The 12,934-nt window shown below is 67.6% G+C and carries 12 protein-coding genes and 2 pseudogenes; 6 read left to right on the top strand and 8 right to left on the bottom strand.

Translation table 11 applies throughout. The annotated features are described in order from the left end of the window. Position 1: 1 nt before the first annotated feature. Positions 2 to 2,167, top strand: a complete 2,166-nt coding sequence (locus D7223_RS12145; protein ID WP_158610867.1) for an NB-ARC domain-containing protein — start codon at positions 2 to 4, stop codon at positions 2,165 to 2,167. A gap of 207 nt (positions 2,168 to 2,374) precedes the next feature. Here the strand turns inward: D7223_RS12145 and D7223_RS12150 are convergent, their stop codons facing one another. The 3 genes from D7223_RS12150 to D7223_RS12160 all read right to left on the bottom strand — a co-directional run bounded on the left by D7223_RS12150 (position 2,375) and on the right by D7223_RS12160 (position 5,613). Then, the gene (locus tag D7223_RS12150; protein ID WP_120728300.1) at positions 2,375 to 4,192 is read right to left on the bottom strand and encodes an HEXXH motif domain-containing protein; all 1,818 of its coding nucleotides are present in this window, start codon (positions 4,190 to 4,192) and stop codon (positions 2,375 to 2,377) included. Continuing rightward, positions 4,189 to 4,398 carry a hypothetical protein gene (locus tag D7223_RS12155; RefSeq protein WP_120728302.1) on the bottom strand — a complete coding sequence of 70 codons (210 nt, stop codon included), beginning with the start codon at positions 4,396 to 4,398 and terminating at the stop codon, positions 4,189 to 4,191. The genes D7223_RS12150 and D7223_RS12155 overlap by 4 nt, the downstream gene beginning before the upstream one ends. A 924-nt stretch (positions 4,399 to 5,322) precedes the next feature. Beyond that, positions 5,323 to 5,613, bottom strand: coding sequence for a hypothetical protein (locus D7223_RS12160; protein WP_147252489.1), 291 nt, complete (start codon positions 5,611 to 5,613; stop codon positions 5,323 to 5,325). 244 nt (positions 5,614 to 5,857) lie between these two features. Between D7223_RS12160 and D7223_RS12165 the strand changes: the two are divergent. Beyond that, positions 5,858 to 6,425, top strand: a pseudogene (locus D7223_RS12165) (IS256 family transposase); the annotation flags it as partial. Positions 6,426 to 6,539: 114 nt separating this feature from the next. On the opposite strand, the gene D7223_RS12170 reads toward D7223_RS12165, so the two are convergent. Together D7223_RS12170 and D7223_RS12175 are read right to left on the bottom strand one after the other, a co-directional pair. Beyond that, on the bottom strand, positions 6,540 to 7,586 hold the full coding sequence (locus tag D7223_RS12170) for a TolB-like translocation protein (RefSeq protein WP_147252490.1): 1,047 nt from the start codon (positions 7,584 to 7,586) through the stop codon (positions 6,540 to 6,542). A gap of 788 nt (positions 7,587 to 8,374) precedes the next feature. After that, complete coding sequence (locus tag D7223_RS12175) at positions 8,375 to 8,605, bottom strand: hypothetical protein (RefSeq protein ID WP_120728308.1); 231 nt, start codon at positions 8,603 to 8,605, stop codon at positions 8,375 to 8,377. A 96-nt stretch (positions 8,606 to 8,701) separates the two neighbouring features. Here D7223_RS12175 and D7223_RS12180 point away from each other — a divergent pair, with 96 nt between their 5' ends. Continuing rightward, complete coding sequence (locus D7223_RS12180) at positions 8,702 to 9,436, top strand: TetR/AcrR family transcriptional regulator (protein WP_120728309.1); 735 nt, start codon at positions 8,702 to 8,704, stop codon at positions 9,434 to 9,436. On the opposite strand, the pseudogene D7223_RS12185 reads toward D7223_RS12180, so the two are convergent. Both D7223_RS12185 and D7223_RS12190 read right to left on the bottom strand, forming a co-directional pair. After that, positions 9,432 to 9,829: pseudogene (locus tag D7223_RS12185) on the bottom strand (transposase family protein); the annotation flags it as partial. The gene D7223_RS12180 and the pseudogene D7223_RS12185 overlap by 5 nt on opposite strands. Before the next feature lie 134 nt (positions 9,830 to 9,963). Beyond that, positions 9,964 to 10,608 (bottom strand): hypothetical protein, encoded by a 645-nt coding sequence (locus D7223_RS12190; protein ID WP_147252491.1) that lies wholly within the window; start codon positions 10,606 to 10,608, stop codon positions 9,964 to 9,966. Between the two features lie 405 nt (positions 10,609 to 11,013). On the opposite strand from D7223_RS12190, the gene D7223_RS12195 reads away from it, so the two are divergent. Together D7223_RS12195 and D7223_RS12200 are read left to right on the top strand one after the other, a co-directional pair. After that, positions 11,014 to 11,388, top strand: coding sequence for a hypothetical protein (locus D7223_RS12195; protein WP_120728314.1), 375 nt, complete (start codon positions 11,014 to 11,016; stop codon positions 11,386 to 11,388). A gap of 309 nt (positions 11,389 to 11,697) precedes the next feature. Next, positions 11,698 to 12,132: a DoxX family protein gene (locus tag D7223_RS12200; protein ID WP_120728316.1), complete on the top strand. Its 435-nt coding sequence runs from the start codon at positions 11,698 to 11,700 to the stop codon at positions 12,130 to 12,132. On the opposite strand, the gene D7223_RS34250 is transcribed toward D7223_RS12200, so the two are convergent. Then, positions 12,086 to 12,694: a transposase gene (locus tag D7223_RS34250; RefSeq protein WP_158610868.1), complete on the bottom strand. Its 609-nt coding sequence runs from the start codon at positions 12,692 to 12,694 to the stop codon at positions 12,086 to 12,088. The genes D7223_RS12200 and D7223_RS34250 overlap by 47 nt on opposite strands. Between D7223_RS34250 and D7223_RS33025 the strand changes: the two genes are divergently transcribed. Continuing rightward, a complete protein-coding gene (locus D7223_RS33025) occupies positions 12,584 to 12,868 on the top strand; it encodes a hypothetical protein (protein WP_186832450.1) in 285 nt (94 codons plus the stop codon). The genes D7223_RS34250 and D7223_RS33025 overlap by 111 nt on opposite strands. Positions 12,869 to 12,934: the final 66 nt, after the last annotated feature.

Raw genomic sequence — 12,934 nt, forward strand, 5'->3', positions numbered from 1 at the left:
GTTGGGCCCGGTCGGCGTATTCCATGGCAACGTCAGCGTCAATGGACGGCTGGGACTGGAAATCACGTGGCCGCACCGCGTCGGTGTGGTCCCGCGACCCATCAACGGACGGCTGGGCCGACAAGCCGATGAGAGCATTGAGGCCACCGCAGCGAGAGCAGGAACGGGCGACCAGATTCTCACCGGCCCCGGCGGCGTCGGAAAAACCCAGATCGTGGCCAACCTCGCCGATCGCTGGTGGAACACGGGCCGGATCGATCTCCTCGTCTGGGTGACCGCGACGTCGGCGACCAACATCGTCAATCGATACGCACAGGCGGCCAGAGAGGTCGCCGACTGCCACACCACTGACCCGCGGGAGTGCGCCGCACGCTTTCTCGCGTGGCTCGCCACGACGCGACTCCGTTGGCTCGTCGTTCTAGACGACCTCACCGAGCCTGCGGACATGCTCGGCCTGTGGCCGCCGGCCACCTTTTGGGGCCGTACGATTGTTACGACCCGGCGTCGCGATGCCGCCCTGACCAGCGGTCGGGAAGTGATCGAGGTCGGAACCTTCACCACCGACGAGTCGCTCGACTACCTTCGTGCACGACTCGGAAGCCGACAGACCCATCTGCGGGAAGCAGAGCAGCTCGCGGCGGACCTCGGTCAGCTTCCCCTGGCCTTGGCGCAGGCAGTCACCTACATGCTGGACCAGGATCTAACCTGTATCGAATACCGGACACGACTGTCACGCCGTCGGCTATTTGCGCTCCGCCCGCATCTGCTACCCGACGATCAGGAGACCGCTGTGGACACCACCTGGGCACTGTCCGTCGACATCGCCGACGGCGTGACCGCAGGGACAACGCGGGTGGTGCTGCAGCTCGCTGCGCTCCTCGACCCGAACGGAATCCCGAGCGACATGTTCGCCACACGGGCGGCTACCGACTACTACCGGCAGCGGCTGGGGCGAACCGTTGACAGCGACGACGCCCGTGATGCCATCCGTACTCTCTACCGGCTCGGTTTGGTCGGGCTCGGAGCTGACGACGGCACCACGACAATCCAGGTCCATGCGCTCGTCCAGCGCGCCAGCCGGGAAGCGACACCGGACGAACACCAGCGGTCCCTTGCCGTCACCGCAGCCGACGCATTGCTGGAACTGTGGCCTGCCGCCGACCACGACGAGGCCCGTGCGCAGCTCATTCGCGCCAACGCCACCGCGCTCCGCCGCAACAGCGACCGGTTTCTCCTTGAACCGACCATTCACCCGATCGTTTTCCAATACGGGCGCGACACCAATGAAGCTGGTCTACCCCAGTCGGCAACCAGCGCTTTGGAACAGCACCTGGCCGGCCAGATGAAAACCCTGGGTCCCACTCACCCGGACACCCTCGCGACCCGGCTGGATATCGCCTACCAGTTCGGGGAGAACGGCCGGCAAGCCTTCGCCGCTGAGCTGTTGCAGGAGTTGCAGGAAGACTGCCTGGAGGCCTTAGGTCAAGATCATCGGGTCACCCTGACCGTCCGTAGGGATCTTGCACGTTGGCAGGGCGAGTCCGGGCGGCCGGACTACGCGCGCCGCGCCCTGGAGGAACTTCTACCCGATTGCGCCCGAGCACTCGGACCAACCGACGCCGTCACGTTCGATGTCCGCCGCGGGATCGCTGACTGGACGGCACGAAGCGGCGATCCCGTGCTTGCCGTGGAACAGACGAAGGCGCTCCTGGCAGACCTCACCCGGGTTCTCGGGCCCAGCGACGCATTCACCCTCACGACACGTGCCCACCTCGCCAACTGGCGTGGACAGGCGGGCGATGCTCAGGGCGCAGCCCAGGAATACGGCGAACTCGTACCCGACTTCGCCAGGGTCCTCGGACCGATGCATCCCCACACCCTCACCAGCCGCCGCTATCTCGCAGACTGGCACGGTCATGCCGGTGACCCGGCGGGCGCGGCCGACGCGCTGTCGGCGGTACTGCGGGACCATCTTGATGAGCTCGGCCCCGACCACCCCCGTACCTTGATCACCCGTCGGTTCCTCGCCCACTGGCGGGCCGATCTCGGAGACGCATCTATCGAGGACGTACAGCGGTTGTTCGATGACCATGTTCGGCTGTTCGGGCTCAACCACCCGCAGACGCTCCTGGTCCGAGAGATCATCGAGCGACTACGGGCCGGATGAGTGCGACAAGAATGGCAATCTTTCGCTGGGCCACACCAGGCAGCGCGGCTCCGCGGGCCATCGGCCGCACGCCGAGGGCAGCCTGGAACTGCTACGGGTGAGCCTTGGCGAGGACCACCCGGCGTGCGCGGCGGCTGCCTCTGGTGTCGCGCCACCTGCGACGTCGACCGCTTCTGCTGTAACGGATGCTGGTCTTACGGACTGGGCTCAGGCGACCCGCCAGCCCCTGGGCTCCGGCTCGCGCAGCATCGTCTCTGGCATGCCCGCCGTCAGCCAGGCGAGTAGGCGCTCTGGATCGAACGGGCGTTGACGGTGCCGACGGGCCACCGCCATGACCAGCTCCGGCTGTCGCAGCAGGAGGTCTCTTTCCGGGCCGTCGGCCGCCAGTGCGTACCCGATCCAGGCGTGCGCGCTGGCTGGCTCCCGTACCAGATCGGCGAGATAGCCGGCCCGGGCCGCGTCGAGGTTCCCGGCGATCAGGGCATGGTCGGCCTCGGTGGCGCCCCGCACCCGGGCGGGTGGGGTAACCATGGGCGCCAGCCGGTGCCGGGTCAGCACGGCCCGGGTGTCCAGCCAACCGATCTCCGGCTCCGCCACGACGGTCAACTCCGGGCCGCAGGCGTCGAGAACCGTCGCCGGCGGCCGCTCGCCGCTCTGCCATGCGGCGGTCAAGGCAAGATCACTATCAACGGCGAGACGTACGTTGTGTGCCCGCCACATCGCCCGATGATCTGCCGCCATCCGCTGCGCGGCGGTCTGCTCCGGCTCTGGCACCGGATCGTCCTGCGTCGCCGCGAGCTGCTCGTGGAGCCGGGCCAAGAACTCCTCGCCGCACGGGGTCAGCTGACCACTTCTTGCCAGCGTCCGCACCACGGCCAACGTCTGCTGCCGCCACAGCGCGAACTCGAAATGCGCCAGTGCCGCCGCCCCGCCCGTGGCCCGAAGCCGATGCATCCGCCAGAAGTCGATGATCCCGCAGAACGCGTAGGCACCCTGCAAGAGTCCACCGAGCGGCCGCGGATCGTCCCGCCACGGTGCGTAGAACCGCCGCGAGCGGTCCTCCTCCACCAAGTCCAGCAGATGCAGCAGCGCGCCCAGCTTGTGGTGTTGCGTCTCGTGCACCAGGCTCATCGCCAGCTGCGCCGGATCGTCGGGCTCGGAGAGCAGCACCCCGCCGAAGGCCTCGGCGCCGGAGGCGGACAGCGGCCGGTGCTGCTCCTTGGCCGGCACGGGAGCGACGGTGCGCAATCCGGCCGCGATCGACAGTGCCCGGCCGCGCTGCTCGGCGACCAGGATCTCCCATGCCTGGGCAAGATCTGCCCGCCACCGCTCGATCTGCCTGGCGGTGAGCGGCAGCGGTGCCGATGGCCGGCGCAGATCCCGGTACGGGTCCCGGTCCAGTAGTTCGATGGCGAGCCGGACCCCGTCGGCGGTCACCTCGGCGAGCACCGGTGGATGCCATCCCGGCTCGCTGCTGCCGACCCTCACGCTCGTCGCGCCACCGGTGATCGTCACCTGGCCGCTGACAGATCGCACCACCGCGGTCTCGGTCGTCCCGGGTAACGTCGCCGCGCCGACGGTGGGCAACACGACGGTGCCGTGCGTGACCGCCACGGTGATGGTGAAGTCGAGCCCGGCCCGGATCGCGGCGGCTGCGGCGCTCGAGTGCAGATATCCGACATCGACCCAGAGCGGCGGGGAAGCCGTATCGCCGCGAGTCACCCGTCGCAGTGTGTGCGCTGCCCAGAGCCCGACGGTGGGCCGGGCCAGGATCTCCTCGGTGGCCGCGTGGTCGGTCCGGTCGGCCTCGGACAGCAGGTCCCACGCCTTGTCCAGCGACGGCAGCGGCCCGGTGGCGTCATCGCGGGCCGCGAAGGCGTCCAGCAGCCGCCGCAGGACGACCAGGCGCCAGCTGCGCTCACTGCGCCACAGGGCGCGGACCGCCTCGTGGTCGTCGATCCCCGCGGCCAGCTGCCGGAAGTGGTCGGCTTCGACGATGTGGGCGGCCGTTGTCCGGCTGCTCAATCGGGCTCCGGCTCGTTCTCCGGACGCATCCGTCCGGAGAACGAGCCGCTGTAGCCACTGATGCTGCCCTCGGCATCGGTGATCCGTGCGTTGACCCGTCGAATCGTGGTCTCCAGGTCGGTGGCCGGGACGGACCGCAGGGTAGCCACGTCAACCGTGGAGAGGTCGAGCAGTTCAACCTCGATCTCGGTCGAGGGCATGTCCATCCGGTCCGTCCTTAACGTCGAAGAAGTTCGATGAGCCCATCATCGCTTATTGCCTGATGGCAATGGAAGCGTTACATCACGCACGCTCGTCGCTCGCCGAGGAGCTCCTACAAGCGCTTGACGGTGGTCTCAGAACGCTCCATCGCGGCCGAGACGAAGGCGTGGACGTGGATCGCGTCAACCTGCCCGACGAACCCACCGACCGCCCCACGGGCAGAAGCCGCCGTGCTCGACGCCTATCGAACCGCAGGACTATCGTCGGGGCCGCCTGGCGCTACCGGCCTGAACCGAATCGTTCTCGCTGCCATCGGCAGCTACCCGCCCCTGCCTGCCACCGACACGCTCTCACGTCGAACACGCCAGATCACCATGGCCAGTGGCCCTTGGTCGCCACTGGCGGGACATTGCGCCATGACGGAAAGCCCCACACCCGATCCGACTCGACGGGCAGCGCCCCACAGCCACGGGCCGGCGTAGGCGCCCAGCAGGGGACGCCTCCCACGAGCGTTGCGAACGGCATTGACTGGCTCAGCGCCAGCAGTGGCACACGTTGCGCAGGAGTCTCCTACGCAACTGCGGTCCGGGTTGAGACCGCAGGTCACACGGCATGGCCAAGGGGTCCTGTTCGTCGGGGTGTCGTCGGCTAAGGTGTCAGCGCCAGCGCATGCTGGATGACGGCCATGGATGTCCAGTCGGCGTCGCCCCTCGGACACGAACCGAATCCCCACGGTGCGCGGCAAGGTCAACACTTGCCCGCACCGTTTGTGTTTCCGGGGTGTACGACAGGTGTAGTCCGAGGCTGCGGTAGACCTCCAGCTTGCGTTCCGGCTCGGCGTCTCGCAGGGCGTCCACGAGGTCGCCGAGTTCCTCGACAACGGCGATGATCTGGTCCTCGTTGAGGCGAGTGGGTGTGCGGGGTTTTTCTTAGGCCGGTGCTTGGTGGCGTTGCTCGGCGCGTTTCCGTTCTGCCTGGGTTTCGGCGATCCAGCCGGCGACCACGGCCGGGTCAGCGCCGGCGTCGAGTGCCGCGCGGTAGCGGAAGAGCTTGGCGTCGCATTCGGCAAGGGTGGGTCCTTCCGGTGCGACTGCGGCCACGACTGGCATGTCGGTGTGGGCCTGTTCGAGGAGCGTGGTGATGGTGTGCCGGCGGTGCAGTGGCCCGAAGCCCTGGACCAGCCAGGTATCCAGCGGCTGAATCAGCACGTCTTCACGCATGATCACTTGCGCGGGTGGTCGACCTTGTTGGCCAGGGCGTACTCCTGCGGGAAGCGGCAGCGGTAGTAGGCGACGCCGTGGGAGTGCTGGCCTTGCATCTTCCGGTCGTAGATGCCGCAGTGAACCAGGCTCTTGAAGATGTAGGGGCGGCGGGATCGGTGGGTCCGTTTCGGCGAGGTGGCGGTACGGGCGCGCCGGTGCAGCGTGTCCTGGGCGCGGTCGAAGTCTGCGTCCTCACCGAGCTGAAAACCGTGGCGTCGCGGACGCGTGCATGGTGGTCTGCGACGGACTCAAGGGTCTGCCGGACGCGATCGGGCAGACCTGGCCCGGAGCGGTCGTGCAGACCTGCATCATCCACCTGCTGCGGGCGTCGTTCCGCTACGCCGGCCGGCAGCACTGGGACGCCATCGCCAAGGCCCTCAAGCCGGTCTACACGGCAGCGACCGAGGCCGCCGGCCGGGAACGCTTCGCCGAGTTCACGCAGGCGTGGGGCACGAAGTATCCGGCGATCATCCGACTGTGGGAGCAGGCTGGAGCGGAGTTCGTCCCGTTCCTGGCCTTCGACACCGAGATCCGCACCGTCATCTGCTCCACCAACGCCATCGAGTCCGTCAACGCCCGCATCCGCCGAGCCGTTGCGAGCCCGTGGCCACTTCCCCAACGAGGGCGCCGCCCTCAAATGCGTCTACCTCGCCGTGATGAGCCTGGACCCGACCGGGCAGGGCCGCCGGCGATGGACCATGCGCTGGAAACCCGCCCTGAACGCCTTCGAGATGGCCTTCGAAGGACGCCTGACCGCAGGCCGAAGGTAACCCTCAACAACCCGGGTTACACCGTTCGTTTGACAGACCCAGAGGGGCTCCGATCGGTCCTCGGCCCGTGACTACTGCGGCGGCTCGTGTCTCGCGCCGCCGGGGTCTGCCCTGTCAGCGGACCTCCGGACGTCCGGGGAGACGGTGGAATCCGAATGTCGGTTGGTGGCTGTTCCGCATCGGTATCCATCCGGAGGTGAGAAACTCGGCCATCGGTCCGAGGGTCTTTTGGCTGCGGTCGATGATGGTGGTGCCTCGGTAAGTGGCGACGGCGATCAGCACGCTCCGGTCGGGGAGAGCGAAGAATCCTTCGATCCGGTCGTTGGGCGCCATCGTCGCGGTCAGGCTCCAGTTCGTACCCTCGGGATTCGCGCGGAAGAGCCCGTTCACGCGACGTGAGCCGCGCTGTTCGGTCAAGGTCGCGGAGAACCACACGTCGTCGCCGACGACCTGAAGGTCTCCGTAGTACTCCCATAGGTGGTCGGCGGGCAGCTCCGCCAAGGCCTGCAGCTCGGCGGTCGCACCGCTTACCCCGTGGCGCGCCTGGTTGCGCAGCCCCGGCCCGAACGGCCGGGTATCGCCGGAGGTGATGTCGAGCAGGCGGGGGCGGGCTCCGTGCACGTAGATGAGGGTGTGGGAGTCGAGCCAGGCGTAGCGGAAGATCCTCGTCCGGAATTGGGTCGACCGCCCCGGTTGCACGTTCTCCACACACAGTTGCTGGTCGTCGCCCCGCCACCGGACCCATCCGACCGTATCCCCGTCTGGGCTGACCGAAAGCGACGGCGGCCCCCAGTTGAATCGCCCGATCTTGACGTCGCGTACCACCGCGCCTCGCCTGTCGAGTTGGGTCAGGCCGGCGCCTCGATGCACCATGTATCCACCGTCGGGTAGGCACACCGGGTCGTGGGCGTATCCGCCGTAGACCTGTTGCCAGACTCCGTCACGCGGGTTACACCGGAACAGGGGTAACTCACCCCGGTCGTTGGCCGACACGTCGGGCGCGCGGCGCCCGGCGGGGGTAGCGGATGTGATCACTTCGTTGCGGTGACCGCACCACCGCATCGCGGACACGAACGAGAACGGTCGCGGGGGAATCGGGAACACCTCCGAATTCGGCCCGGACGTGACCAGTAGATCCTCTTCCTCGCGGCGGTGAAACACCGCAACAGCATGCCCACCAAGGCATCCCCCGAACAAGATGCTCTGCGCCGGGGTAGCTGGGGCCGCTTGGTCAGCGGCTGGCCTCTCTGCCTTCGACAGCGCTCCGGTGCGAGGACGTGACCGGCAAGGTCGCGCTAGATGATCTTCAAGGCTGATCTGCCCGATCGAGACCGATCCATCATCACCAGTTGTAGTCAGGTCTATCCAAGTAGTGGCCGGGCCGCTACGTTCACTCCGTTGATCAGGGGGCCACGTTGCTCGGTGGGGGTTCGGTAGGTCCTTGGGCGCGTCCGACCCCTACAGGGGCAGCCTCGACCGAGAGCCGTTTCGGCCGTGGGGCGAGCGCCAAAGCTGAGCCAGATGAGCCAAAGTTCAGCCGGCGTCGACAGTTGTGGGTTGGCCGGCGTGTGAATTGAGCCGTGGTCTTAACCGGTAGGGTCCCGGCCGCGTTGGGCCGATCATGTGTGAGGGTGCGGCCTATCCGAGTGACCTGACCGATGGTCAGTGGGCAGTGGTCGGGCCGTTCCTGCAGGCGTGAAAGAACCGGCACCCGTCGGTGTCGGGGCATCAGCCGCACCCGACGGCGCAGCGCGGCCGCGGCGGCGTCCGGCAACTGACGGGACCGTGGCCCGTCCGGGTCGATCAGCGGCAACCGCGCGAGGGTGCCGGCGTAGATGCCGTTGGACTTCGCATGCTGACTCCTAAGCCTATTTCATCCTCCGTCTTCCACAGCTCAGTGGCCTCATGCGAGGTATGAGCCGCCAGCTGCGTGACGCGGGGCCGGGTGGTCAACGCACTGTGTCGGAGTAGACCTCTACGTCGTAGAGCAGCTGTACGTTGCGACGACCGTTCGTGAGGCCGACAAAGATCGGGTCACCGGCCGGAGTGCGACCCTGTCGCCACACCTGCTCCCGGGCCGCTTCCCGCGACTCGTGATGGGTTTTGCCCTCCTGATGCAGTTGCAGAACGCGACGAGCAGTGATCCGGTCACTGTCGAGGTGGACTCGCAGCAGAGGCATGACGAGACCTCCTTGCCCGCCCGTCAGGGCCTACCTTCATACGTCCAATCAGCTTACCGTTGTTAAGTTGCCTGTCCACCGTACTAGGGTGGTTCCATGACCACCGCAGAGCCGGGTGCGCCGAGGAGGCCGGCCGGGCAACGGGATAGCCGCACTTCCTCGTCGGTATGGCTACGTGCGGAGCCGTCGCGTGTACGACGGAAACCGCCGCTGACCCTTGAGCGAATTGTGGACGCAGGCGTGACTCTGCTCGACGTGCACGGCATCGAGGGCCTAACGATGCGCTGCCTCGCCCAGCAGCTCGACGTAACGGCTACCGCGTTGTACTGGCACGTGAAGACGAAGGATGACGTCCTGGACTTGGCCGTTGACCGGATCTTCGGCGATGTGCCAATTCCGGACGTGAGCGACAACTGGCTAGAGGACATCCGCGTCCTCGCCCGAGCCTGGCGCGGCGCCATGCTGCGCCATCCCTGGGCGCCAAGGCTGGTCGGACGGCCGATGCTCGGGCCCAACGTCCTAGCCCGTACCGAGTTCCTGCAATCGGCGCTCGTGAGCGGTGGCTGTTGCGGACTTCGGCTCGCGGTGGCCACACGAATGCTGGCCAACTACGTCATCGGCGCCTCGCTCACGGAAGCCACGTGGCACCAGACCGCGGACCCTCAGGCGAGGGCCGCAGCCCGCGACTATATCGCCGCGAGCGCCAGTTCCTATCCGACCCTCAACGCCTCTGGCCATCTCGACGACACCCAGTGGAACGACGACCTGCTGTTCGAGGAGGGCCTCACCGGCATTCTCCTGACAGCAGCACAGACAGGGACGCCAGGATGACCTGGACGTTGACGCCGTGGCGCTTGTGCTCGCCGGAGTAGTAGGGCCGTTGGTCGGCGACCTGGACGATCGGATCAGCGTGCCGTCGAGGATCGCGTAGGCCAGCCGTGCAGCCCGGCGCATGACGGCGGCGAGATCGTCGGCGCAGGCGGCGAGCAGGTCGACGGCCTCGCGTAGGCAGCGCCACGCGGTGGTCACAGACACCTCGAAGCCGGCGGCCAGCCGCGTGAGGGTGTCGCCGTTGCGCAGGTGGGCCAGGGCCATCAGTGCCTGCTGCTGCACGGGTAGCCGGCGCCAGCGCCCACCGAGCGCGCGGCGTCGGTCGCGGATCAACTCGGTCAGGCGGGTCAGGCTACGCGTGGACAGCGGGATGCTGACAGGATAGGTCAGCAACGAAGCTCCCGTGCTGGGCAGTGCGTCTTGGTCGACTGCTGTCCTACCGGGAGCTTCGTCCTACTTCGAGCAGCGACACACCACCGCGTGCCTGCTCAGGAGCCCTTCATCACGATGAAAATGGCTCATGCTCATCACTCCCGACCGATGAGCGCGACGAGCGGGCCCAGCACCGGTCCGAAGTTGGTCGCGAGCGTCGGTCGCAGTGCGAACGTCGTATAGAGGAAACTGGTCGAGTGCAGCACTCGAACCACGAAGCGGTCGCTGTCACCGGGCTCGATCCGCTGAGCAAGGTCAGCGGACGCCGAGCCGCCCTCGCGGAGGCCGCTTATGTCCATCTCGTAGTGGGCGGTCACCTCTTCCACGCCCCAGTGCACAGCCTCGACCTCGGCCCGCTCAACCCGCAATGTGAGTGCATGCACGGAGACAGTGGAGCCGCCGGTGTTGCTCACTCGGAAGTCAAGTTCGTACAGCGGGTCGCCCGGCAGACGTTTCACCTTTATCGCGGTAATTTCCAGGCGACCCGGCGCCCGAAGTCCCGCGGTGGGTCGAGCGGCCATCAGGTGATCACGGGTCGCCACCGCCAGAGCGCCGACACCGGACGCCGCGGTGAGGCCGAGGATCACCCACAGCGGTGCGCGCATCTTGTCGGCGAGCGCAAGCACGGTCCCGAGTAGGACCGGCGCCAATGTGATGAAGAGTCCAGCCACGACGCGCAGTGTCTGGCGCTTGCGAGGAGAACGCTCCGGATCGTGCGATGAAGGCGCGAGCATGGCCATTGAGCCAATCTAATCGGCTTGGTCGAATGCGTCTGCTCGCGCCTGGCTGCCGCTTAGCACCTGTCCGGCGGTGTCACGCGCGTCCGTCTACGGCGATCACCGCTCGTGAACGTAGGCGTGGTGGGCAACCCCGTGGGCGGGCGGCCGGTGCCGGCGAGAGTGGCGCTGCTGCCCGGGCGCCGTCCGAGGGGACGAATGCCGTGGCGGCGACCCCAGCCGCGTCCACGGGCCGCGGGGTGGCGCCAGCGTGCGGATCTGCTCGCCGGGAGGTGAGCTTGTCCCAGACCAGGTTGGTCAGGCCCTGGCGGAAGAAGCACCCGCCGAGCGCAAGCTCGCCTGCGGCTGCGGCCTCCCTGGCTTCCGGCGCTACGTGTGGTTGCGGGCGTACGGCAGGGAGGGGCAGCCATGGGCATCTGCGTCGTATGCCGGGCGGATCAGCGCACGGTGGTGATCATCAGTTGCTGGGGCGTTCCGCACGGTGCCTCGGGGCACCAGGTCAACTACCGCTGGAGCAGCGTGATGGCCTGCCCGGAGTGTGGGGCTGGCCTTCTGGTGCACTTTGATCACGATTGCTTCCACCCGCCCTGGGAGGAGCCGTGGGAGATGGACTGGTCGTGGCCGGTCGACGCCGACGGGGTCCAGCGGCTGACGTCTGCCCTCGTCGGGTGCCCGGACCCGCTGCAGCCATCCTGCGAATGTCCCGCGCACCGCACGTTGCGCGACATCACCGGGGGAGCGTCGGGACGGCGCGGGATGGCTGCGGCCTGGGCCTCGGCGTGATCCATCACGATGGCCTGCGTGAACGGTGGTCTCAGCCCACCCCAGCGGCGGGTAGCCTGCTCACCACGCCTGGCGTCTCCCGAACAGCCTTGGATGGGAAGTGGTGGGGAGCCCACCGGCCGAACCGTCCGTCGCTGGACCTGACCATGGTCGGCGGCAGGGTCGGTCACCTCTACGGAGAATCCTCAAGCCCAGTCGACAGACGAGGCTGGAGCCGGCCGGACCGCCTCTTGTGTCCGTAGGGTGGTGGGAGTCGCCCTCGCAGCGGGCCGGCCGACCGTGCCTCGTTCACGCCTCGGGAGAGACACCATGACATCCACGTCTGCCCGACGGTTGACGGGCGCGGTCGGCCAGGTCGCGTTGGGCGTGATGCTGCTTGTTGCCGGCACCGCCCACCTGACCGTCGCGCGCCAGGAGTTCCTGGCGCAGGTGCCCTCCTGGCTCCCGCTCGACGCCGACCTCGTCGTCGTCGCCTCTGGAGTGGTCGAGATCTGTCTGGGGTTGGCCCTGCTCGCCGCTTGGAGACAGCCCGTACGCGGCCTCGCCGGGGCGGTCGTAGCGGCCTTCTTCGTCGCGGTCTTCCCGGGCAACATCGCTCAGTTCACTGAAGGGCGTGACGGATTCGGCCTGGACACCGACGCGGCACGGGCGGTCCGCCTGATCTTCCAGCCGCTGCTCGTGCTCTGGGCGCTCGCCGTCACCGACGCGGTTTCCGCGCTGCGCTCACTACATCGTCGTCCCTGACACACGAAGCGAATCCAACGACATCTTCAGCCCGGTTGTCGCTCGCTGCCTGGTGTGTCGGGCGCCGTAGACGCCGCGATGCTCCGACGACGCCTGCCGGGTCACTTCGACCCTGTGCCGGTCTTGGCGTTCCCGCTCGACGGCACGTTGCCGGCCTGCCCGCAGCCAGTCGTAGAAGGCGCTGTGGCCGCCGCCGAGGAGCCGGCAGAGCAGACGGACCGGGTAGGTGGTCTTCTCCGCGGCGATGAACCGATACACATCGGTCCGGTTGACCGCTCCGTCTCGCGTGCGAAGAAGACCGCGGCTTTTTCAAGATCTCCTTCTCCAGCTCCAACTGAGCAACCTGACGCCGCAAGCGGATCAGCTCAGCCCGTTCGTCAGCGGCCAGGTCACTGGGCATGCCACCGTCGCATTCCTGGCGCAACTGCGCCACCCAGTTGCGCAGCGTCTCGTGGTTGACGCCGAGCTCCCGGCCCACGTCCCGGATCGTGCGACCGGAGTCCAACACCAGCGCCGCCGCTTGGCGCCGGAACTCCTCCCGGTACTTGCTCTGTCGAGCCACAGCGGTTTCCTCCTCCTCGGCAGGATGCCAAGTCAGGAGGTGTCCGGTCTCAGGGGGTCACTTCACCTGCCCGTCGAGCACGCCTACCCGCTCCCGGACGAGATCGCCACCGTTCTCAACGCCAGCCCCGACGTCGCGATCGGCGATCATCCCGACCGACAGCACAGACAGTGACCGGTTGGATCAGAGACACCGCGCCCCACGCGACGGTCATGGCAGCATGCGAATTCGGTGGGGTGA

The sequence above is a fragment of the Micromonospora endolithica genome (assembly GCF_003626595.1).
Classification (GTDB): Bacteria; Actinomycetota; Actinomycetes; order Mycobacteriales; family Micromonosporaceae; genus Micromonospora; species Micromonospora endolithica.